The organism is Streptococcus oriscaviae, assembly GCF_018137985.1.
GTDB classification, from domain to species: domain Bacteria; phylum Bacillota; class Bacilli; order Lactobacillales; family Streptococcaceae; genus Streptococcus; species Streptococcus oriscaviae.
In genome coordinates, this window is record NZ_CP073084.1 from 1,119,193 (window position 1) to 1,141,317 (window position 22,125).

A 22,125-nucleotide genomic window follows, 5' to 3' on the forward strand; every position below is an offset into this window, starting at 1 on the left:
AACGGGCTGTTCAGTTCGGAGACAAAGGCGTTAGAAACCCTATTCTAACGCCTTTATCTTCTCTAAAAGAGTTATTTTTTTATGTTCAATTTGATAGACTTTATCAGCAAATTCAAGAATCCGCTCGTCATGCGTAGCGATGATAATACACTTTCCTTCTTTTTTTAACTCTTGAAACATATCTATGATTAGTTGAAAATTCTCTTTATCTAAATTCGTTGTAGGTTCATCAGCAAGCAAAATATCTGGTTTTAAAATCAGGCTACGAATAATAGCTACCCTTTGTTTTTGACCACCAGAAACTGATTTAATCTTCTTATCTAATACATTACTTAGCCCGAATTTCCCAGCAAGAGACTCCGCATGAGCTGCCGCTTCTTCACGACTAACTGTCTGACTATACAAGACTGGAAGCAAGAGGTTTTCTACAACTGTATAATCTTCTATTAATGCAAAATCCTGTAAAATATAGCCAACATGCTTATTTCGAAAAGCACTCATAGTTTCATCGTCAGCAAAAGATAGTTTAGAACCTTGATAGACATACTCCCCAGAATCAAGTGTCCGTAAACCTGCTATGATTTCTAATAAGGTTGTCTTTCCAATACCTGACTTACCAAGTATAAGGACAATCTGTCCGGCATCTGCGTGAAAATTTGCTGATTCAAATATGATTGTATCGCGATATTTTTTTTGAATATTTTCTAAATTAATCATAGAAAACCTCTTTCATATTTCGATTAACGTTGATAAACAATGATAGGTAAAACAAACCGTTAATACAACTTAAACTTAAAAAATCCGTCCAGATGAATGTACCACTACTGGTGTAAACTAGCAAAATAAATACTAAAACCCCTAAAACAACTGGTAAGAAAAACAAGCACAAATAATTTTTGACCAGCCGCCTTTTACCCACTCCTACTACTCGCAATACACGGAGTTCATTCTGACATATTTTCATGCTTGCTTTCACTAAGGATTGGAAAACAAAAAAAGAAAAAAGTAGGATTAACGCTGAAAATCCTAAAGCAAAGTAGAAATTGTTCAGAAAGTAATCTTTATTAATTTGGTAAGATGAGAACATGGTCCTCAGTCCAATTGATGACCCAATCGCATTTAAATCATGAAATAATTTCTCTGTTTTTTCTCCCTTTGGAAGCAGTAAATCATTAAAGAGGTAGTCCTCCAATTCTTCTCCTAGTAACGCATCTTTGAGCTCGTCTTGACTCACTAAGCGAAGTTCCTCCCCATGTGCTATAAAACTAAGTTTATTCGCATACATTTTTTGATTCCCGTCCATGAATGCCGAGAAGGCTTGATAAATCTTCTGCCGTTCAGTAAGACTCATAGGGGCAACAAAATTATTCTCGTCCGCCACAGGAATATAATATGATTCATAACTTCCTTTTTCTCCTTCTATCCTCATTCTTTCCATTGATGAAAAATTACGAAAAAGTTGGGTGCTCTCATTCCAAAAAACCAAGTTGGTCATAAAAACCATTATCAATAAGATTAAAAACAAAAACCACCGCTTTTTGAGAACCAGTAATGAAATACTCTTCATAGCAACCTCCTTAATGTCAGAGCAATTATCCAGATATTATTAAGATAAAGCAATACTACCCATAATAAACAAAGTAGCAGGGGTCTATAAGAGTCATCAGATTTTAGAAAAACATATAGCCCAGATGCAATTACATAGGAACAAAATAGCGCACTCAGATGTAACTTCAGGTAGTTATAGATAAAGCCAGCCTTTGATTCTCCTAATATGTGATGAACTCGAATGTGATGCTGCTGTTTTTTTAGTTGAATAATAAGTATGGCTGCATTAAACCATAGAAAACCAAATGGTAGCCAAAAACTTCCTTTTTGAAAGTAAATAAAAAGAGAAATGATAAAGACAGTTAAACTGTCAAGAAAGAATATTTCTTTTTTCCAGTTTTCTTTATAAAGCATTATCATTTCTCCTGACTAGTATTTTATAGTTTGTAATAGAATTGTGTCTTTGGTGCCCATGGATTGAATGAGTCCCAAATATTAACAGAGCTGTATACTCTATCACTTGCAGGGCGCCAAGAGTCTTTCATAGCGATAGCTCCACCTAAATATCGACCGCTACGATAATATTTAATCCAAGTTGTATGACCTCTACGAGTCGTCCAAGCTTCACCAAAATATTTTACTTGAAAAAACTCTGTATTTCTAACACCATTGTAGTAGTCACCGTATGTAGCCGCTAGAACTGTAACACTTGTAGTTAAAGTCATTGTCATGAGAACGGCCACTATTATTTTTCTTATCTTTTTCATTATATCGTCTTCCTCCATTTTGAAAAATTTTTAACAAAACATAAGCATTACAAAATATCCAAAGTTTATTAGTCCATTGGACTCATCTCCTTTCTACGATGTCTATTTCCACCATGGCCAAGGGAAACTCCACGGCCAACCCATTGATGTGATATAGAGCAAAACTGCTAGATAAAACAGAATTATTTTATTATTTTTCATAACAACCTCCAATCTTTTGTAATTCTATGATACAATAGCTTCAAGGTTATTTCATAAAACATAAACAATATTCAACTTTTTTGGAGGTTCGCATGTTTACTTGGAATTTTGGAAGTGTTTATAAAACTATTCGGCGCTCTAAGGGGCTGACTCAAAAAAAGGTTTGTGGTGGATTCTTGTCAATGACGACCCTATCTAAAATCGAAAATCATCATGTTGTGCCGAGTGTTGAGCATATGATTTTCTTGCTTGATCAACTTAACATGTCCGTGGAAGAATTTCATTACATCTGTAATCTGTATCAGCCAAGTAACCGCCAAAAAATATTTTCTCAATATCAAAAAGTCGCTCAAAAACCTAAGATAGCTGAGATTCAGCGTTTAATTGATAGTTGTGATGACTATCTGAGTAAGCAACATGATGTTCCTGTTGAGCATCTACGAAGCGTCCTAAAAATTGTTCTATTTATGCGACAACATGGCCCTAATAAAAAAGATAGGGAATTTGAGCAATTGACTGAAAAAATTTATCACTATTTGGACAAGCAAGATACTTGGTATATGAGTGATCTAAAACTCTTACAAACTATTTTGTATGCTTTTCCTGTGAAAAATCTGCCTCATTTGACCAAGCGTATTTTTGAAAGCTTAGAAAAGTACAAAGACTTTCACAATATCAAAGAAGCTCAAGTAAGTATCCTTACCAATGTATCAACTATTTATTTTTACAACCAGTTACTTAAAGATTGTGAAAAGATTACCCTTAGAACCTTAGAACTCGCCAAAAAACTGAAACGCTATGATTCCCTCGGTTTTGCTCAGGTTCGTCTCGGCATCTGCCGTGGGGATGATGCCTTGATTGAGAATGGTTTGGCCATCCTGCGCTTGACAGATGAGCAGGACTTGCTGACGATGTTGGAAGATGAAGTAAAAAAATACCGTTGAAAAGATCCAACGGGCTTTTTTGTCGTCTAATCTAAATTGTCACTCCTTTGAAGGTGGGGAAGGAGGATTTGCCATTGAGGTTGGTTTTGCCAGTCTTTGTCAGCCACAATCTGGCTGGCAACGCGCCTAGCTTCTTCTAAGATGGCGTAGTCCTCAATGATGTTGGCAACGTGAAATTCTGGCAAGCCAGATTGGCGGGTGCCAAAAATTTCCCCAGCCCCCCTCATCTTCAAGTCCTCTTCTGCTAGGATGAAGCCGTCGGTCGTTTCGGTCATAATCTTCATCCGATCCTTACCGGATTCTGTTTTGGGGTTGGCGACAAGGATAGCATAGGACTGTTTATGCCCACGCCCGACGCGGCCACGTAGCTGATGAAGCTGACTGAGACCAAAACGATCCGCATCCATAATCACCATGACTGTGGCGTTGGGAACATTGACCCCCACTTCAATAACTGTGGTGGATACTAGAATATCTGTTTGTCCAGACTTAAAATCTTGCATGATCGCATCTTTTTCCTCGTTTTTCATCTTGCCATGAAGAAGGGCAATCTTGGCTCGCTCACCAAAATAGGCAGACAGGTCTTCCTTGAGCGCTACTGCATTTTTCAAATCAAGGACTTCAGATTCCTCAATCAAGGGAGAAATAAAGTAGACCTGAGCTCCCTTGGTCAGCTCTTTTTCCAGCCATTCAAGGACAACTGGAACCTGTTCATGCTTGACCCAGCGGGTAATGATGGGTTTGCGGCCGGCCGGAAGCTGGTTGATAATCGACACATCCATCTCCCCAAAAGCTGTGATGGCTAAGGTTCGTGGGATAGGTGTCGCTGTCATCATGAGAACATCCGGATTCTCTCCTTTTTCACGGAGCTGCCGGCGCTGATGGACACCAAATCGGTGCTGTTCGTCGGTTACGACCAAGCCTAGCTGATGATAGGTGACTCCCTCTTGAATGAGGGCGTGGGTGCCGACGATAATATCTACCTGTCCTGAAGCAATGGCCGCAAGGGCTGTCCGCCTCGGTGCTGCCCGCATTCCTCCGGTCAGGAGGGCAATAGATAAGTCAGGAAAGAGTTGGCTCAAACTGTCATAGTGCTGTTCAGCCAATATCTCAGTCGGTACCATAATGGCAGACTGCATGCCGGCGGTATGGGCTGCGTACATGGCTAGGCCTGCCACAACAGTCTTTCCAGAGCCGACATCTCCCTGCAAAAGCCGGTTCATGTGGCTCCCTGATTGCATGTCGGCTAATATCTCCGACAGGGCCGTTTCTTGGGCCTGGGTCAGCTCAAAAGGCAGACGCCCCATCATTTCCTTCAAAGCCTCTGCCTGATAGGCAATCGCAAGGCCGTTGGTCTGTTTTTTATTTTCTGCCTTTAGTACCTGCAAACGTAGCTGGAAGTAGAACAATTCCTCGAATTTTATCCGCCTGAGTGCTTGACGGTATTCCTGCAAATCTTTTGGAAAGTGCATGGCAAAAACGGCTTCTTTGCGTTTCATGAGCTGGTAACGATCCAGTAAAATTTGAGGTAAATTCTCGGTCACCAATTCCAGATAGCCCTTGTCAACTGCTGCCTTGACTAATTTGACGAGATTGGTCTGGCTGATTCCTTGAGCCAAATGATAGACCGGTTGCAAGTCTTCTGTCACCTGTCCCATGACTTTCATCCCAACCAGACTGGCTTTTGCCTTATCCCATTTCCCCCAAATAGCAATATCTGCTCCCACTTCGACCTTATCCGCTAGATAGGGCTGGTTAAAAAAGGAAACCGAAATAATGAGTTCTCCCTGCTTGATGGAAAAGCGCAGGCGGTTGCGTTTAAAACCATAGTACTGAACCTGAGCCGGTGTTACTACCTGTCCCAGCACGAGTGCCTTCTCTCCATCTTGCAAGTCCAGAACCGACTTGCTTTCAAAATCTTCATAACGAAAAGGATAGTGAAACAAGAGATCTCCTACCGTTACTAGATTCAGTTTCTTGTATTTCTCCGCAGACTTGGGGCCAATCCCCGGTAAGACTGCCAAGTTGTCATCCAAATGTATCATGCTTTCATTATATCAAAAAATCCACCGACCTCACTCAGCCAAAACGATAAAAGACCGGAAGAAAGAAATTCTCCGTTCAAAAGTGCCCTATTTCCGACACACATAAAAAGCGAACAGCTCTTGGAAGCTTGTTCGCTCTATTATTTGCAGTTTGTTTTGGTTAATTTGGGTAGATGTAGGTGATTTGACTAACACTGTCAATCGGGTTGAACCAGCCGCGGAAGTTGTCTACCCATTGCTGACCACGGTAGTTGGCTTCAAGAACCTGGATGCGGGTTTCGCTTTCAACAGCGATAACGTAGGCCACATGCCCCAGTCCCCCGTCATTCCATGAAATGATAGCTCCCACCTCAGGGGTAGATCCGGTACGGAAACCGTCACGGGCGGCATTTGCCCCCCAATCAGCGGCATTCCCCCACCAGTCGCCTGCCCAGCTAGCAACCTTTTGCACACCCCAGGTACATTGACCGATAGGATAATTGATGCCTGGTTCATAGCTGTATCCAGGCAGATAGTAGCTGTCTGCTATTTCTGTTGCCGCTTCTGGCTGAACTTGACCCGACACCTGCAAGGTCTGACCCGGAATCAGCAAATCATAAATACTGAGATTGTTGATAGAAGCCAACTCGATATAATCCATATTGAAGGCTTGAGCGATTGAAGAAAATGAATCGCCGTATTCAATGGTATAGGCAGTCGTACCAGTCGCAGGAAGAGCAGCCGCAGGAACCGGAGCTTGAGCTTGACTTGGTACTTCCAAGGTCTGACCCGGCACGATCAAATCATAAATCCCCAGCTGATTGTTCGCTGCTAGTTCATAAATATCCATCTGGAAGGCTTGAGCGATTGAATAAAATGAATCACCCTCACGAACCGTATAGGTATCTGCACTAACCTGCTTAGAAACAAAGAAACCTGCTCCCAAAGCAAGAGAGGCTACAACTGCTTTTCCTAGATACTTTTTCATTTTCTTTTCTCCAAATTGTTGATAGGATTAGTCTATCAGGCTATTGTGACATAAAAATGATAACAATGTTAAAAGTTTATGTATTTTTAAAGCGATTTTTCCGTAAAAAGAATCAGCAGATGACAATTTTATGACATTTTGATAACAAAAAAGTTCCAGCCTTATCGGCTCAGGAACTCTCCTATTTTTTCCAATGTTTTGCCATTGCGAATCGTGACCTGCTTGTAAAAGGGTTCTTTGAGCAAGAACTTGTGATAGGCAGTTTGCAGGTAGTTCTTCTCCTCGCGCTTTCCCCAGTAAACACCTAGCCGCCCAAAATGAACCAGCTCATCTCCCATCGGCAGCGCCGCCACTCGGTCCTTGACCAATTGCCGATCCACTTGCTCAGTATAAAAAAGAACATCTTTTCGCGCTAGTTCTCCCTGCCACCAAGCTGGTAAGGAGAGGTAGTCTGCCTGATAATCTTCGTGGTTAAACAGGGAAAAAGCTGTCACAAATGGGTAGGTTTGCTCAAAAAATGCTTGGAACATCGCGCTGATGTCTTCAACACTTTTCAGACTGTCAAAGAAAAGGTTGCCACTGTTGATATAGGTAGCTACTCTGGTAAAGCCCAATGCCTGAACCTGCTTTCGCAAGTCTGCCATAACAACCTTATTCCTCCCGCCGACATTGATGCCGCGCAAGAGCAAGACATAACGCATACTGATTCTCCTTCCACCTGCAATTAGCGGCTGATTTTGGCATCCATTACGGTTCGGATCAGCTCCATCAGCTGGTTGCGATCCTTCTTCCACTGGGGCCGTTCATCCTTCTCAAAGGTTCGATTGGACAAGAAGATGACCGCCTGTTGATGCTTGCGATGGTACATGATAAAGGTACCGGTATAGCCTGTGTGGGACAGCCAATCCCCCTTTTTATCCCAGGCCAGTGACCGCTTTCTCTCCGCATCAAAACCATAGTCCTGTGTCAAGTCCTTGGCAAAATCATCTGTCAGATAATGTTCCAAAAATATTTCCAAATCCTTAACGGTGGAAAAAAGTCCGGCGCTGCCTGCATGCCTTCCCAAAACACGCGCCTTGGGATCGTGAACCAGTCCAGGTTTTTGCCCCCGAACCGTAGGAACGGCCTGAGATACTGGCCCAAAGGACGTTTCACTCATTCCAAAAGGCTCAAGAACCTCTTCATCAATCAGCTCATCCAAACGGCGGCCTGTCATCTCCTCCAACAAAAAGCCCAGCAATAAAAAATTAACATCCGTATAGTGGAATCGCTTGTTGTCTGTAACCTTAAGCCGATTGATAGCCTCTTTTAACTCTTGGGCATTCAGACTGTCGCGATTAGGGATATAGGGGTCGATACCGCTGGTATGGGTCAAGAGTTGGCGAATGGTGACCCGTTCATCCTGAAAGGCTGGATAATAGGATGTTAGTGACCGGTCTAGCTCTAAGGCTCCGCTATTGACCCGAAAAATCACTAAAGTTCCCACGCCGACTACTTTAGAAACACTGGCCAAGTCATAGGTCAAGCCAGCCGTAACCGGCTCCAAGCCATCCTGACTGCCCACATAGTATTCCTGCCACTGCCCTTGATGATAAAGGGCCAGACTGGCACCTGGATACACACGGTGCTCAATCTGGCTCTTGATTTTTTCTAGAATACGTTCGCTCATTTTTCAAACCAAAGTTCTATCTTGCTTGGGTCAAGGGTCTGAAGGAAGCGACCTTTTCTGTCCTTGAAATAAGGAACTTCCAGCTGTTCTTCCAAGTCAGACCAGTTTGCGTCCTTGGCTACTTTCAATCGCAGGCTATCCAAATCCCAAACCTCTTCTGCTGCTGTCAAGAGATCTGGTCCTTGTCCTTCTTGGAAAAACAAGACTTGCTGATTGGGCAAGAGCTTCTGATAGAAGGCCTGGCTGACAGCCGGCTGAGGGCTACGGATATAGATTGCTTCCACTTCAAATTCGGTCAGCTTATCAAAGTCCTCAGAGGCTGTAAAGACAGCTGGCGGCAAGATAGCAACCAAGTCGGCTCGATCTTCTTCTGCGTGGAGCAAAAAACAATCCCCCTCAGGCGAGGTCGCTTCAAAGGCGTATCCCTTTTTTCCTTTATAAAGGTTGGTAAATGAAGCACCACGAGCCAACAAGGCCTCGATTTCCTGAGCTTGGGCGACCTTGATAACAATCTTGGCTAACTTTTTAGGCCCTTGGACTGCTCTGGTGCGCATACTCGGCGATTCGACTAGGACTAACTGAACCGTTGGGCTTGTGAGCGCTCCTAGCTCTACAAACGGCCCTTCTTCTAACCAGGTTTTCATCCCTAGATTTTCCTCTAGGAAGGTCTGGTTTACACTGCGATTGTTGACCCGCAGCGCAGGCACAATCTGGTTTTCAACTCTAAACATGGATTTTATCTTTCTCCTCGGGGGTGGATACGTTTCTATTGTAAAGTAAAAAGTAGGATTTGACAAATATTTCACTGTCAATTTTTACAGATGGTTTGTTCGGTTTTCTTCGTAAGGATTTTACAACAGAATCTTGTAAAATTCAACTCTGACACTTATGAAAATCGTCGCCTTGCACTCATCAGTCTGCTACTGGCTATTCGGGCGGCCATTTGCTCTTTCGGCCGGCCTTTTTTAGACAAAGAACCGATTATAAGCTATAATAACAAGTGTACTGAAATCATTGCAAGGAGTACTTATGCGTTTCAATCAATATTCTTACATTCCATGTGAGGAGGCTGTCCTCCTCAAGGACTTAGCTGCACTTGATTTTGAGCTAGACCCTAGCTGGTCTGCCAAAGACAATCTAGAAAAGTTTGTCCGAAAAACTCTCTTTCTCTCTGGAGATCCTGACTGGGCCCTCTCCAATCTCATCGCAGACTGGGATTGCGACCTCTTGACCTTTTTTCAGTCCGATAGGGAACTGACTGCTACTGTTTTCTATCAGGTCGCCTTTCAGTTGCTGGGCTTCGTTCCGCATCTGGATTACACCGATGTGTCTGACTTCGTGGAGCGCACGCGCTTTCCTATTCAGTTTGGTGCCATCCTTGACAACCTTTATCACCTGCTCAATACTCGGACAAAGTCAGGGAATAGCTTGATTGATCAACTCGTCAGTGACGGCCTGATTCCCGAGGACAACCACTACCATTTCTTCAACGGGAAGGCGCTGGCGACCTTTTCGACCAAAGACCTCATCCGCGAGGTAGTCTATGTCGAAACCAGCGTTGATACTGCAGAGAGCGGTTTGCCTGACCTAGTGAAACTTTCTATCCTCCGTCCACGCTTTGACGGGCCTATCCCGGCTATCATTACCAACAGCCCTTACCATCAGGGAGTCAATGAAGCAGCCAGCGACAAGGCCCTTCATAAGATGGAGGGGAATTGACCGTCAAGCCTGCAGGAAGGATTGAACTGACTGAACCTGCCTATGTGGCAGAAACTCAGCCTTTAACAGCCTTACCGACTGGGCCTGCAACTGAAAAATTGGGGCATATCACTTCCTACTCTCTCAACGACTATTTCTTGTCCCGTGGTTTTGCCAGCCTTCATGTGTCGGGTGTCGGCACCCTAGGTTCAACGGGTTTAATGACCTCCGGCGATTACCAGCAGGTCAATGGGTTCAAGGCAGTCATCGACTGGCTCAATGGTCGGGCTCGCGCCTTCCAAGACCATAGCCGTTCCGTTTGTGTGCAAGCCGACTGGGCCAGTGGTAAGGTCGCAACGACCGGACTTTCCTATCTGGGTACCATGTCAAATGCCCTTGCTACCACAGGTGTTGAGGGGTTAGAGGTCATCATCGCAGAAGCTGGTATTTCCTCTTGGTATGACTACTACCGCGAAAACGGGCTAGTAACCAGCCCGGGTGGTTATCCGGGTGAAGACTTGGATAGCCTGACCGCCCTCACCTACTCCAAGAGCTTACAGGCGGGTGACTTCCTCCGCAACAAGGAGCAATACACGGCAGCCCTAGAAGCAGAAGGACGAGCGCTGGACCGAGCTAGCGGCGATTACAATCAATACTGGCATGACCGCAACTATCTGCTTCATGCAGACAAGGTGCGTTGCCAAGTGGTCTTTACCCACGGTTCCCAAGATTGGAATGTCAAACCCATCCATGTCTGGAATATGTTTCACGCCCTGCCCGCCTCCATCAAAAAACACCTCTTCTTCCACAATGGCGCCCATGTCTACATGAACAACTGGCAGTCCATTGACTTCCGCGAATCCATGAACGCCCTGCTCAGTCAGAAGTTGCTCAACCACAATAACGGCTACCAACTGCCAACTGTTGTCTGGCAAGATAATGCGGACGAACAGACCTGGACAACTCTTGATACCTTCGGCGCTGACAAACTAGCAAAACTTGCTCTCGGAGATAAGCAGGCTATCATAGAAAACCACTACGAGGAAGAGACCTTTGCCAATTATGGCAAATCCTACCAAAGCTTCCATAACGACCTTTACGCAGGTAAGGCCAACCAAATTCGTCTGGACTTATCTATCGAAGAGGACCTCCTTTTGAACGGCAAGGCAACCCTGATATTACGCGTTAAATCAACCGTAGCAAAAGGTCTTCTGTCCGCCCAGTTGCTAGAGGTGGGCAACAGCAAGCGTCTGACGCCTTATCCTACCATCCAAGCGCGGACCAGTCTTGACAACGGCCGCTATCATGCCCAAGAAAGCTTGATGGAGCTGCCTTTTGTCGATACGCCTCACCGTCTGATAACCAAAGGTTTCCTCAACCTACAAAACCGAACTCAGCTCCTGCAGATTGAAGAGGTGCCTGCAAACGAATGGCTGGATATTCGCTGGGAACTGCAGCCTACGATTTACAGGTTAGCTAAAGGAAGCAAACTGACATTGATTCTTTATACGACTGACTTTGAATGTACCATCCGCGATAACGGCGATTGGCAGATTCATGTTGACTTAGAAGCATCAAGCCTGCTGCTTCCTTACGAATAAGAGATAGAAATAGCATGAAGCTCGTCCTTTCAACAGGCGACTCCATGCTATTTTTTTCAAAGAACGAATGACACTGCATCAATAGTCCTCAAAATGATGATACAGGTGTTCCAGAGCAGTGATTTCTTGCTGCAGCTGTTCTCCAATGGTTGTAGATTTCACGAGAATCCGCTCATCCACCTCCTCTACCAAGCGCTGGGCAGAAATAATATCTCCACCACCATCTAAAACATCTTCCACACCGGTAAAGGGCCGGTGGGCCACCAGCTGCAAACCAAAACTATTGTAGACCAGAGTGTACCCTGCCAGCCCTGTCTTCTTCTGATACCCCTTGGCAAAACCTCCGTCAATCACCAGCATTTTACCTTCCGCCTTGATAGGACTCTCCCCAGCCTTTTCTTTGACCGGTGTATGCCCATTGATAATGTGGCTGTCTGACCCCAGCCCAAAGGCTGTCAGAATCATCTGGCAGATGGCTGGATCATTGCGGAGCTGGTAGTAGGCATTCTTCTTTTCTTCATGAGTGGCCTTGTCTGCTATATAGTAGCGTTCAAAGGTGGTCATGGCTGTTTTTCCAAAGAGGGAGGAGGTTTCCCCTATCCAGAGGTACCAGAACAGATCGGTAGCAAAATCATCATGGATGTGGGGTTGGCGATAGGCCAGGCGAATCTGCTCCTCATAGAAATCAAGCAAATCCTTGCCCGCGTAGCTGACTCCTTCGATGCGCAGGGATTTGAAATCCCCATTGTCATGTAGGGGAATACAGCCGTGAAACAGCAGCTGTTGGTTGTAAACGAGGTACATACTACCTTTTTCAAAGAGCAAGTCTACATGGCGAGCCAGTCGCTCAGAGGCTTGAAACCGGTACATCAGCTGCTCCAGTATTTCCTCTTCTTCTGCGGTAAGCTGACAAGGGGAATCTGGTTTGAGACAGCTGGTTTCAAAATCCTGCAAGGGATAGGTCTGTCCATCCAAGCAGATGGTTTTGTCTTCATAACAGACCTTGGCTAAAAGCTGACGATGACCCAGTTGAAAGTCTGGCCGCCGTTCAATCAAGGCATTTTCCAGCTTAAACTGAAGAATGGCAGTAGCCTGCTGGAGTTGGTTGAGCAAATCAGCTTCACTTTGACTGATACTTTCTCCATCCAAAATAGGAGTCAAGGCAGGTAGAGGCTGATAATGTGCCTGACTGTACTCTATTAAGCGGCGCAGATTGATGCCATAACGGTCTTCGATCAGGCTGAGATTATTGTAGCGGGCTGCTATGCGAATGACATTGACCATGCAGACATGGGATCCTGAAAAAGCCCCCATCCAAGTAATGTCATGGTTTCCCCACTGAATGTCCACCGAACGCTGCCCCTGCAGACGGTCCAAAATCTTGTCTGGCTCAGGACCTCTGTCATAAATATCGCCCACGAGATGCAAATGATCTACTGTCAACTCCTGTATCAGACGCGATAGGGCGATGACTAACTCATCCAACTGCCCCAGAGCCTGCACCTTGTCTATAATAGCTTGAAAATAGTCCGCCTTGTTGCGCCTACGCTCTACTTCTGCCAACAGTTCTTCGATAATATAGGCAAATTCCTTGGGCATAGCCTTGCGCACCTTGGAGCGCGTATATTTGCTGCCCACAAAGCGCACTACTTGTATCAGGTAAGGAATATGGCTGGCCAATTTAGCTTCCAAGGCCTTGCGCCCCAAACGACTGGTCTCTCTCTCCATCTTTTCCTCCGGATAGAGGACATAGAGGGTGAAATCGTCTAAGTCTACATCCCTAATAGAGAGATCCTCAAAGCAGGCCTGAATCCGCTCCTTGAGCAAGCCCGAACCACTTCTCAAAAGGTAATCAAAAGCCTGATACTCCCCATGCACATCACTGACAAAATACTCTGTTCCCTTAGGCAGGTGATGGATGGCTTCCAAATTGATGAGTTCTGTCAAGACAGCCGTCTTGGTTGGAAAAGTTTCTTTGAGCAACTGATAGTAACGTTTCACTGGACTATCCTCCTTGGTTTGACAATGAGTATTCGGCTAGAAAGCGCTTCCTTTCATCAGTCTATCACATTCAGTCCCAATTCTCAAAGAAAACCATCTCGGATACGAAACGTCATTTTGCCAGTTTTGAGATAACAACGACTTTGGTTAGAAGACAAAAGAGCCGGGAATCTCCCAGGCTCTTTACTTTTACAAGGGGTGAATGATCACACCTTGCACAACACGATTGACCGTACCTGTCGGAGAAGGGGTGTCAGGCAGATTTTCACACTTGACTGCCGCCAATAAGGAGAAGGTTTGGGCAAATAGGATATAAGGGAAGGATAAAAAGAGATCTGGCAAATCCTCACCACCAGCTGCGAGAACGAAATTAGGCGCTTCTGTCTTGTCTAAAGCAGTTGCAGATAGGGCTACAACTCGAGCAGCTATTCCATCACCGTGTACCTCATTGAGCAGGTCCACATCATACAGTCGTGTATAGGAATCATTTGAAACAAATTCAATCACAATTGTTTTATCATTAACGAAGGATTTTGGTCCATGGCGGAAGCCTAGAGGAGATTCATACATGGTGGCAATCTTTCCTGCTGTCAGCTCCAAAATCTTCAGCTGCGCTTCATGGGCTAGACCGTAAAAACCACCTGCTCCCAGATAGATTACTCGCTCAAAATCCATATCAATCAATTCTAAAATGTAGTCCTCGCGATCTAGGACATCTTGCCCCAAACGGGCAATCGTATCCACCCATGCGGCCTTTGTAGCCTGATCGGCCGGCGAGAAGACTAGAAGAGCTGTCAAAGACATACAGGTGTAGCTACCTGTCATCGCAAAGCCCTTATCGTTTGACCCTGCTGGTTGAAGCAAGAGTAAATTGTCCGCATCTCCACTGGCTGCCTGAGCCAATTTACCTTCCGGTGCGCAGGTAATCGTCACTTGATAGAGCTGATTGACCAACTGTTTTGCGACTTCTACTGCTGCGACACTCTCTGGTGAATTGCCACTGCGGGCAAAAGAAACCAAGATGGTTGGCACATCCGCTTGAAGATAGTCGTGCGGGCGACTGACCAACTCCACCGTTCCCACCGTTAGGAAACGAATCTGTTTGAGATCGTTGACTTGATTGAGATAGTTGGCAATGGTCTGTCCCACAAAATCTGATGTACCAGCCCCTGTGAAGATAACCTGAATAAATTCATGCTTGGCACGAACACCTGTAAGAAAAGCCTCAATCGCTTCTAGTTGATCAACATAAAGCTGATACGCTTCCTTCCATAGTTTCGGCTGCTGGTAAATTTCAGGTGCAGTAATAATTGCTCCCAATCGTTCTAATTCTTCCTTTGCCAAATGAAACATAGCATCCTCCTGTATTGTATTACTGGTTATAACCACTATTTGCTTTTATTATACCCCAACTTCCTTTTTCCGTCAATAGAAAATAGGTTAATATATTAAAATATTGCTCACCCTATCTTATTTCCCTATTTCCACCCTTCACAAAACATGGTATAATAAGTGGTCAAGACATTTTGGAGGAATTACTTATGATGAATATGCAAAATATGATGCGCCAAGCGCAGAAGTTACAGAAACAAATGGAGAAAAGTCAGGCTGAGCTAGCTGCAAGTCAGTTTACCGGTACTTCGGCCCAAGATTTGGTGAGTGCAACCTTTACAGGAGATAAAAAGCTGGTCAGCATTGACTTCAAAGCCGAAGTTGTAGACCCAGAGGATCTTGAAACCCTGCAAGATATGACGGTACAGGCAATTAACGATGCCCTCACCAAGATTGACGAGGCTACTCAGAAAAAATTAGGAGCCTTCGCAGGAAAACTTCCATTTTAATATCGAAAAGACGTGAGCCTTTTACAATCGGCTCACGTCTTTTGGTTTAAAAGCGATAGAGTAGGGACTGGAGTTGGAAGAGAAAGAGATCCGCATACTGCCGGTTATCCTTCAGATCTTTCATCAGTGTCTTCATCGTTGACAACTGATCAGTGATGATACCATCCACCTGCAGGGTAATCATTTGCTTCATGCTGTCCTCGTCATTGGGCGTCCAGGCATAAACCGTCTGCCCCTTCAACCAGGAGCGAAGCAAGAAGTCTTGATCCAAACTAGAATATTCCATGGTGTAGCCATTTGCCACAGTATCTGGATAAATAGAGTTAAAAGGAAGAATGAAATAAGAAACCAACCGTTCATCATAGGCTCTCACCTTCTGGATGACTCCATAATCCAAGGACTGCATTTGGTGCCCCTTGGCAATTAGGCGCTGACCATATTTTTTCAGGAAGTTGGGCATCAGCTCTTTGGAGTCTTGCTTGGTCACCTTGATTTCAACCAGTAGTTTCTGCCCCAATTCATCCGCTCGATCCAAATAAGCATCAAAGGACGGTACCGGGCTAGACATCCCATTTTCCGAAGCCATCATCCCCGTCAGCTCTGCCAAGGTATAATCATGTGTTCCGCCCGGATTGCCCGTCAACTGGGTCAAATCCGTATCGTGCATGACTACGAACTCCAAGTCCTTGGTTTCCTGAACATCCATTTCAACATAGTCTGGCGCTATCTGGGCAGTTTTTTCCAGTGCCTCAATCGTATTTTGCACACCATTAGCATCGTCCACTCCGCGATGGGAAATGGTCAAAGGCATGGTTTCAAAAGGGAAATAAAAGGTAACCACTCCCTGAACAAGGAAGAAAAGGCTCGATACCAAAAGAATGCTCAAACGAAGACCGTGTCGCAAACTCTTTCGAGGATAAACCGGTAAGTTCCACCCTGTCAGCAAGGCCACTAGCTTCATCATAAAGAGCGCAATGGCACTATAATAGGCCAGCTTGACCAGAACAAAGGACAGGAGAACCAACACAGGTGCCACCGTCGGCAAGGCGCTATCCACAAAGACTTGCAGACCGTAGAGCAACAAACCAAAAGCCCAAAATAGAAGGCTGGGTTGAAGCGTAATCCACAGCAAGCGCAAACCAGACGAAATCTGCTTACGCCCTTTGGTCTTCTCCCATGAATAAAGAACGGCATCTTTCACCTTTTCATGCTCAAAGAAAATCTCAGGCAAGGCGTACATCAAGCGAGAACCCAACCAGAAAAAGAAAATGAGCGACAGCAAAATAAGGATTGCCACCCAGAGATTGTTGGACAGGTAGTCCACAATGAACTGAGGGATCAGCAGCTTTTTGAAATAGTAGATATTGAGAATTTTTCTGAGAAAAGGAAGCAGGATAACCGAATACAGCAATAAAAATAGAACCTTTGATAAGGTGATTTCCTTGATGACCTCAAACAGATGTTTTTGAACCGACCTGATATAGGCTGACAACCGCTTGGCTTTTGTATCCAACAGCTGCCAAACTCCTGTAAAAATCAAAGCAATCTCCAGATAAGCCACTAGAATGTTGACCAAAAAGAGGGAAACAAACCCTCCCGTCACCAACCAATTGCTCGTAAACACTGCCAGAAAATTGGAGGCCGTCAAGTAGGTATAACCGGTTAGGCTGAGAAAATACTCTGCCAGCCAAGAATTGAGAGGAATCCAGACAAACTCCATCAGCACAAACAGGGTAAAAAAGAGCAACAGGATTTTATCCAGATTGTAGTATATTTTTTGAAATTCCGTGTTTATTTTTTTCATATTCCTAGTTTCCCATATTCAGATTTAAATTTCAAGGTGTTTCTGATTTGACTTGTTTTTTCACAAAATTCTGATATAATCGAATTATCTGAAAATTCTACCAAGGAGGAACTTATGACAAAACAAATTCATTGGGATGGAAACCTTTCTCAAGAAGGTCTTAGCATTATCAAGGGAGAAGGTGGTGTCATCGTCTGCCCAACCAAGGTCGGTTATATTATTATGACCGCTGACAAGGCTGGTTTGGAGCGTAAGTTTGATGCCAAAGAGCGCAAACGCAACAAGCCTGGTGTCGTTCTATGCGGAAGCATGGACGAATTGCGCACCCTGGCCCAGCTGACCCCTGAAATCGACGCCTTCTACCAGAAACACTGGGATGAGGACATCCTCCTTGGTTGTATCCTACCGTGGAAACCTGAGGCCTACGAAAAGCTCAAGGCTTATGGGGATGGTCGTGAGGAACTGATGACAGACGTCCGTGGCACCTCCTGCTTCGTTATCAAGTTCGGAGTCGCAGGTGAACAAATCGCCAAGGAAATGTGGGAAAAAGAGGGACGCATGGTCTATGCTTCTTCAGCCAACCCTTCTGGCAAAGGCAACCGTGGCAAGGTTGAAGGAATCGGCGAACGAATCGCCTCAAAGGTAGATTTGATTATCGAAGCAGATGACTACGTTGCTTCCATCCAGCCGGACAAGACCATCGAAACCCGTTATGAACAGGGTGTCATGGTATCCATGGTCGATGCTCAAGGAAAGCTCATTCCAGAACAGGGCAAGGACAGCCGCTCTATCAGCCCATGTCCAGTCGTTATCCGCAAGGGATTGGACATCGACAAAATTATGATGCACCTATCTGACCACTTCAATTCATGGGACTACCGTCAGGGTGAGTACTACTAGAGAAAGAAACGGCTATGACTCGATCTCTAACGCTTCAAGCATTTACAGTTGACCAGCTCAAAACCATTTGGCAAATCGGCCACAGCCAACCAGCTCCTCGCTGGAAGGAATTCGCCGCCCCCTATTTTGATGATTACCAAGCCTTCAATCGTTTTGAAGACTTTCAGCAAGCCCCGCTTTACCAGTGGTTGCAACAAGATTCTGTACGGGCCATCCTCCTGGATGAGAACCCTATCGGCTTTGTTTCTTACTACTGGGAATGCCAAGCAACCCGCTGGCTGGAAATTGGGATTGAAATCTACGATGACAGCATCTGGGGAAACGGCTATGGAACTCAGGCCCTCAGACTCTGGATTGATCATATTTTCAATCAATTCCCAGAATTGGAACATATCGGTCTAACTACTTGGTCAGGCAATCCTGGAATGATGCGAACAGCTGAAAAATTAGGGATGACAAAAGAAGCCCATATCCGCAAAGTTCGCTATTGGAAAGGGCAGTACTACGACTCGATTAAATATGGTATTCTCAGAGAAGAATGGGAAAATCAAGCATAGTAAAAGGCAGGGGATTCCTGCCTTTTCGTATTCTATCAATACTGATATTGCTCGATTTGCTGGGCATTCTTGATTAGACTGGCATAGAGCTTGGAGCTTTTCAGTAGGTCTTGATGCTGACCGACAGCTTCTACCCGCCCATCGTCTAGGACGACAATCTGATCTACCTTTTCAATGGATTTTAATCGGTGAGAAATGACTAAAACGGTTCGATCTTTGATCAACTGGTTCAGGCTGTCTTGAATTTTTTTCTCATTTTCCACATCGAGTGAGGCGGAAATTTCGTCCAGGATAATAATAGGGGCGTTTTTGAGAAAGGCCCGTGCGATAGACAGGCGTTGGCGTTCTCCGCCAGACAGACTGGCTCCATTCTCTCCAATCAAGGTATCATAGCCTTCTGGCAATCTGGTGATAAATTCATGGCAATTTGCCAGTCGTGCCGCTTCCTTGACCTCCTCATCTGTCGCGTCTTGCCGTCCGATACGAATGTTATCTAGAACCGAAGCGTTAAACAGGATCACATCCTGAAAAACGATGGACAGCTTGGAAAAGAGAGAGCCCGTTGCAAGCTGCTTTATATCTCTGCCGCCAATCAAAATTCGGCCTCCATCATAATCGTAGAGCCGAGAAACCAAGCGCAGGATACTGGTCTTGCCGCAGCCAGATCGACCAACAATAGCGGTCACCTGATTTTGCCGAGCTGTGAAGGTGACACCTTTTAAGACAGGGGTGTGGCTCTCATAAGCAAAGGTCACATCCTGCAGGCAGATGTCATAGGGTTCACTGACCACCTCTTTTCCTTCCTGCACGGGCATTTTCCGGATTTCTTTGATCCTCTTAACACGGGCATCTAAGTAAAACAACTCCGCCATATAACCATTGATGCCGTCTGCCGCCTCCTTTAACTTCATAGCAACTAAGAGATAGCCTAGAACATAGAGAATGGAAACTTCCCCCGACATATAGAGCTGTATGCCGAAGAAAATTGCCGCAGCTAGGGAAAGATAGGATACAATCCCTGAAAAGGTCGTTGTCAGCCCAACCAGCAATTCCACTGACAAATGTATCCGCTCACTCTCGTCCATTTTTTGGTATAATTCTGCTCGGACCTTCTCCGTCAAACCGTAGCTTTTGATTTCCTGTTGTAATTCAATCGCTTCTTGAAAACTCTCCGAGTTTTCCCTAAGACGGTGAAAGTATTTCTTATTCCCTCTAAGTTGAAGATTTTTTGATAAAAGAAGCAGGCAGAAGTTGGCAACAATCGGCAAAACAACAGCCAGACCCAATAGCAGATTGCCTGTCAGTAGCAAGACAGACACAAGGGGAAAGAAGACAGCAAAAGCAAGAACCTTGGCTACGGAATGACTGATGGCGTGTTCAATGGCTTCGACATCACTCATGATGGTCTGTGAGACATCAGACAAATCATTTTTTGAAAAATAGGACAAGGGGAGCTTGCTGAGCTTATGGGCAATGTCAATCCGCAGGTTGGCACTTTCCTTGTAGGTTGTATTGTAGAGCAAATCGTACTCCGCATTTAAAATCAAGTAGAGAAGCAGCAAAATAAATGCAGACAACCCCAGATAAAACCAGGAACTTTTTTCATGTCCCAAAAGAAAATGGTCTACCAAGAGCATTAATAAGAAAGTCGGAAGCATATTGGACACATAGACAAAGAAGCTGGCGATGCTGGCCTTGAACAAATCGTTTGCTCCCCTATCTGTCAGGGCAAATGTTTCTTTAAGCATATCAATCATTGCTTACCCTCCATTCATTGGCTTTTCGATAGAGTTCTTGCAGATAGCGGTAATGGGTCGACTGACTCATCAATTCAGCATCTGTTCCACGTTCAATCAGCCGGCCGTCCTCCAGCACCAAGACCTCGTCGGCCTGTCGTATACTCGTCAGCCGATGGGCAATCATAATGACTGTTTTCCCCTTCATCAGATGTGAAAAGGCTTTTTGCAGTTCGTGTTCATTTTCTGGGTCAACTGCAGCACTGGCCTCATCCAAAATAATGATGTCTGCATCTTTCAAGATAGCACGGGCAACAGCCAGCCGCTGCTTTTCTCCTCCAGACAGGTAGACTCCCTTGCTGCCGATGATTGTTTCTTCTCTTTCTGGAAATTTGTCCAAGATACTGTCACAGCCAGCTAAGTGCAGGGCACGCATGACCTCTTCTCTCTTAGCAGTGACATTGCCGATTTGAACATTGTCATAGATGCTGCTTTTAAAGAGTTTGGCATCCTGAAAAACAAAGGCAATATGCCTGCTCAAAGCCTCTTCGCTATAAGCTTCTAAAGGGTAGCCGCCGATCTTAATCTGGCCAGATTTCAGCTTATAGAAACCCGAAATCAGTTTTGCCAAGGTTGTTTTTCCGCTGCCAGATGACCCAACTAAGGCATAGAGTTTGTTGCCTTCTAAGTCAGCAGTCAGCTCCTTAATCACCAAGTCATCCGAATAGGCAAAACAAACCTTATCAAAGGAAATACCAAAGTGATCAAACTGTTCGCGGCTTCCAAACTGTAATTTTTCTTCCTGCATCTCTGCAAAAAGACCCTCAAGTCTATCCACAGCGCTGACACCCAAGTAGGAATACATTGATACATACATGACCCTCATGCAGCTGGTAAAGAGTACCCCGCTTAAAAATAAGGTCATAATCAACTCCACCACAAAGAACCTTGGATTGCCAAGTAAACTATCTGCCAAAAGTATGACAGGAGCGAAAAAAGCCACCATGCCGTAAAAAAGCCACTGGAAACCTACAAAAGCCCTTTTACAGGACATGGAATAATTCAAGGCATAGTTGGCATAGTTGGTGATGGCTTGATGAAAGGCCTTAAAGGAGGCGACATCAGCCCCGAAGACCTTGACGACCTGCATCCCACGAACATATTCAACCGACTCGCTGCTCAGCCGCTCCAGAGAATCCTGATAAATTCTCATAAAATCCTTTTGCCCTGTCATCAAGTACAATAACCCCATAGCCAGCAAGGTAAAAATCAGAATTACCAGACCAACCCTCATACTGACAGCAAAGGCTAGGACAATTGTTGCAATCGGAAAAAGAACAGCTGCTGCAATATCAGGTATCAGATGGGCTACGATCATATGAGTTTGGCTTGCATTATCGTCTATCAGCTTGCGAACCCTGCCAGAAGACTGTTTGTCAAAAAAACGGAAACTGGCCGCTGTCAATCCATCGATACCAAACTTGCGGAGATTGGTTTCCAAACGAAAGCCCAATACATGAGCCAAGCTAACCGATATAAAATACATTATTCCGCCCGCCAGCAAGAAAGCAACAATGCGGGTAGCATAGGATTGTGCCCGCAATAAAGCCTCCTTGACAATCAGCAGGTTCAAAAATTCCCCCAAGCAGTAGTAGGCTACAATAATCAACAGGGTTGAAAGGACGGAAAAAGCTATAGCCCAGTAAGCTAGGTATTTTTGTTTAGGAACATAAGACAATAACCGTTGATAAACCTGTGCCATAAAACCTCCCCTATCACGATTAGACCTTATTTCTAAAAAGAAAATGGATTATTTCAAGAGCCGTGTACTCATTGTACTACTTTA

The 22,125-nt window shown here is 44.9% G+C and carries 18 protein-coding genes and 1 pseudogene; 5 read left to right on the top strand and 14 right to left on the bottom strand.

All coding sequences use genetic code 11. From position 1 onward, the window contains the following. Positions 1-39: 39 nt before the first annotated feature. Genes INT76_RS05670 through INT76_RS05685 form a run of 4 tightly spaced genes read right to left on the bottom strand, consistent with a single transcriptional unit; the run spans position 40 to position 2,315 of the window. On the bottom strand, positions 40-717 hold the full coding sequence (locus tag INT76_RS05670) for an ABC transporter ATP-binding protein (protein ID WP_212569568.1): 678 nt from the start codon (positions 715-717) through the stop codon (positions 40-42). Next, positions 710-1,567: a hypothetical protein gene (locus INT76_RS05675; protein ID WP_212569569.1), complete on the bottom strand. Its 858-nt coding sequence runs from the start codon at positions 1,565-1,567 to the stop codon at positions 710-712. The genes INT76_RS05670 and INT76_RS05675 overlap by 8 nt, the downstream gene beginning before the upstream one ends. Further along, positions 1,564-1,962 (bottom strand): hypothetical protein, encoded by a 399-nt coding sequence (locus INT76_RS05680; protein ID WP_212569570.1) that lies wholly within the window; start codon positions 1,960-1,962, stop codon positions 1,564-1,566. Before INT76_RS05680 ends, INT76_RS05675 begins: the two co-directional genes overlap by 4 nt. Positions 1,963-1,985: 23 nt before the next feature. Continuing rightward, positions 1,986-2,315 carry a hypothetical protein gene (locus tag INT76_RS05685; RefSeq protein ID WP_249116129.1) on the bottom strand — a complete coding sequence of 110 codons (330 nt, stop codon included), beginning with the start codon at positions 2,313-2,315 and terminating at the stop codon, positions 1,986-1,988. A 293-nt stretch (positions 2,316-2,608) separates the two neighbouring features. Here INT76_RS05685 and INT76_RS05690 point away from each other — a divergent pair, with 293 nt between their 5' ends. Further along, complete coding sequence (locus tag INT76_RS05690) at positions 2,609-3,460, top strand: helix-turn-helix domain-containing protein (RefSeq protein ID WP_212569571.1); 852 nt, start codon at positions 2,609-2,611, stop codon at positions 3,458-3,460. Positions 3,461-3,486: 26 nt separating this feature from the next. Here the strand turns inward: INT76_RS05690 and recG are convergent, their stop codons facing one another. The 5 genes from recG to INT76_RS05715 all read right to left on the bottom strand — a co-directional run bounded on the left by recG (position 3,487) and on the right by INT76_RS05715 (position 8,872). After that, positions 3,487-5,505 carry an ATP-dependent DNA helicase RecG gene (recG, locus tag INT76_RS05695; RefSeq protein WP_428843971.1) on the bottom strand — a complete coding sequence of 673 codons (2,019 nt, stop codon included), beginning with the start codon at positions 5,503-5,505 and terminating at the stop codon, positions 3,487-3,489. Between the two features lie 160 nt (positions 5,506-5,665). Next, complete coding sequence (locus INT76_RS05700) at positions 5,666-6,472, bottom strand: CHAP domain-containing protein (protein ID WP_212569572.1); 807 nt, start codon at positions 6,470-6,472, stop codon at positions 5,666-5,668. Positions 6,473-6,633: 161 nt separating this feature from the next. Next, the gene (locus tag INT76_RS05705; protein WP_212569573.1) at positions 6,634-7,173 is read right to left on the bottom strand and encodes a DUF1697 domain-containing protein; all 540 of its coding nucleotides are present in this window, start codon (positions 7,171-7,173) and stop codon (positions 6,634-6,636) included. A 23-nt stretch (positions 7,174-7,196) separates the two neighbouring features. Further along, on the bottom strand, positions 7,197-8,141 hold the full coding sequence (locus INT76_RS05710) for a serine hydrolase domain-containing protein (protein ID WP_212569574.1): 945 nt from the start codon (positions 8,139-8,141) through the stop codon (positions 7,197-7,199). Beyond that, positions 8,138-8,872, bottom strand: a complete 735-nt coding sequence (locus INT76_RS05715; protein ID WP_212569575.1) for a CppA N-terminal domain-containing protein — start codon at positions 8,870-8,872, stop codon at positions 8,138-8,140. Before INT76_RS05715 ends, INT76_RS05710 begins: the two co-directional genes overlap by 4 nt. A gap of 298 nt (positions 8,873-9,170) precedes the next feature. On the opposite strand from INT76_RS05715, the pseudogene INT76_RS05720 reads away from it, so the two are divergent. Beyond that, a pseudogene (locus INT76_RS05720) lies at positions 9,171-11,440 on the top strand (Xaa-Pro dipeptidyl-peptidase). Positions 11,441-11,518: 78 nt separating this feature from the next. Here INT76_RS05720 and INT76_RS05725 read toward each other — a convergent pair. Both INT76_RS05725 and INT76_RS05730 read right to left on the bottom strand, forming a co-directional pair. Beyond that, complete coding sequence (locus INT76_RS05725) at positions 11,519-13,441, bottom strand: fructose-1,6-bisphosphatase (RefSeq protein ID WP_212569576.1); 1,923 nt, start codon at positions 13,439-13,441, stop codon at positions 11,519-11,521. 189 nt (positions 13,442-13,630) lie between these two features. Beyond that, the gene (locus tag INT76_RS05730) at positions 13,631-14,794 is read right to left on the bottom strand and encodes an SIS domain-containing protein (protein ID WP_212569577.1); all 1,164 of its coding nucleotides are present in this window, start codon (positions 14,792-14,794) and stop codon (positions 13,631-13,633) included. 188 nt (positions 14,795-14,982) lie between these two features. On the opposite strand from INT76_RS05730, the gene INT76_RS05735 reads away from it, so the two are divergent. Continuing rightward, a complete protein-coding gene (locus INT76_RS05735; RefSeq protein WP_212569578.1) occupies positions 14,983-15,282 on the top strand; it encodes a YbaB/EbfC family nucleoid-associated protein in 300 nt (99 codons plus the stop codon). Between the two features lie 46 nt (positions 15,283-15,328). On the opposite strand, the gene INT76_RS05740 is transcribed toward INT76_RS05735, so the two are convergent. Beyond that, a complete protein-coding gene (locus tag INT76_RS05740) occupies positions 15,329-17,086 on the bottom strand; it encodes a glycerophosphodiester phosphodiesterase (protein WP_212569579.1) in 1,758 nt (585 codons plus the stop codon). A gap of 114 nt (positions 17,087-17,200) precedes the next feature. Between INT76_RS05740 and INT76_RS05745 the strand changes: the two genes are divergently transcribed. Next, positions 17,201-17,986 (top strand): L-threonylcarbamoyladenylate synthase, encoded by a 786-nt coding sequence (locus INT76_RS05745; protein ID WP_212569580.1) that lies wholly within the window; start codon positions 17,201-17,203, stop codon positions 17,984-17,986. A gap of 14 nt (positions 17,987-18,000) precedes the next feature. Then, the gene (locus INT76_RS05750) at positions 18,001-18,543 is read left to right on the top strand and encodes a GNAT family N-acetyltransferase (RefSeq protein ID WP_212569581.1); all 543 of its coding nucleotides are present in this window, start codon (positions 18,001-18,003) and stop codon (positions 18,541-18,543) included. Positions 18,544-18,578: 35 nt separating this feature from the next. Here INT76_RS05750 and INT76_RS05755 read toward each other — a convergent pair whose 3' ends face one another. Continuing rightward, on the bottom strand, positions 18,579-20,300 hold the full coding sequence (locus INT76_RS05755) for an ABC transporter ATP-binding protein (RefSeq protein WP_212569582.1): 1,722 nt from the start codon (positions 20,298-20,300) through the stop codon (positions 18,579-18,581). Further along, entirely contained in the window at positions 20,293-22,041 is a 1,749-nt protein-coding gene (locus INT76_RS05760; protein ID WP_212569583.1) for an ABC transporter ATP-binding protein, read from the bottom strand. The genes INT76_RS05755 and INT76_RS05760 overlap by 8 nt, the downstream gene beginning before the upstream one ends. Between the last annotated feature and the right edge of the window lie 84 nt (positions 22,042-22,125).

Excerpts from the sequence above, each read along its gene's own strand:
- INT76_RS05670 (WP_212569568.1), bottom strand. The coding sequence starts at position 717 with ATGATTAATTTAGAAAATATTCAAAAAAAATATCGCGATACAATCATA.
- INT76_RS05680 (WP_212569570.1), bottom strand. The coding sequence starts at position 1,962 with ATGCTTTATAAAGAAAACTGGAAAAAAGAAATATTCTTTCTTGACAGT.
- INT76_RS05705 (WP_212569573.1), bottom strand. The coding sequence starts at position 7,173 with ATGCGTTATGTCTTGCTCTTGCGCGGCATCAATGTCGGCGGGAGGAAT.
- INT76_RS05690 (WP_212569571.1), top strand. The coding sequence starts at position 2,609 with ATGTTTACTTGGAATTTTGGAAGTGTTTATAAAACTATTCGGCGCTCT.
- INT76_RS05740 (WP_212569579.1), bottom strand. The coding sequence starts at position 17,086 with ATGAAAAAAATAAACACGGAATTTCAAAAAATATACTACAATCTGGAT.
- INT76_RS05745 (WP_212569580.1), top strand. The coding sequence starts at position 17,201 with ATGACAAAACAAATTCATTGGGATGGAAACCTTTCTCAAGAAGGTCTT.
- INT76_RS05700 (WP_212569572.1), bottom strand. The coding sequence starts at position 6,472 with ATGAAAAAGTATCTAGGAAAAGCAGTTGTAGCCTCTCTTGCTTTGGGA.
- INT76_RS05675 (WP_212569569.1), bottom strand. The coding sequence starts at position 1,567 with ATGAAGAGTATTTCATTACTGGTTCTCAAAAAGCGGTGGTTTTTGTTT.
- INT76_RS05715 (WP_212569575.1), bottom strand. The coding sequence starts at position 8,872 with ATGTTTAGAGTTGAAAACCAGATTGTGCCTGCGCTGCGGGTCAACAAT.
- INT76_RS05710 (WP_212569574.1), bottom strand. The coding sequence starts at position 8,141 with ATGAGCGAACGTATTCTAGAAAAAATCAAGAGCCAGATTGAGCACCGT.
- INT76_RS05730 (WP_212569577.1), bottom strand. The coding sequence starts at position 14,794 with ATGTTTCATTTGGCAAAGGAAGAATTAGAACGATTGGGAGCAATTATT.
- INT76_RS05685 (WP_249116129.1), bottom strand. The coding sequence starts at position 2,315 with ATGAAAAAGATAAGAAAAATAATAGTGGCCGTTCTCATGACAATGACT.
- INT76_RS05760 (WP_212569583.1), bottom strand. The coding sequence starts at position 22,041 with ATGGCACAGGTTTATCAACGGTTATTGTCTTATGTTCCTAAACAAAAA.
- recG (WP_428843971.1), bottom strand. The coding sequence starts at position 5,505 with ATGATACATTTGGATGACAACTTGGCAGTCTTACCGGGGATTGGCCCC.
- INT76_RS05755 (WP_212569582.1), bottom strand. The coding sequence starts at position 20,300 with ATGATTGATATGCTTAAAGAAACATTTGCCCTGACAGATAGGGGAGCA.
- INT76_RS05750 (WP_212569581.1), top strand. The coding sequence starts at position 18,001 with ATGACTCGATCTCTAACGCTTCAAGCATTTACAGTTGACCAGCTCAAA.
- INT76_RS05735 (WP_212569578.1), top strand. The coding sequence starts at position 14,983 with ATGATGAATATGCAAAATATGATGCGCCAAGCGCAGAAGTTACAGAAA.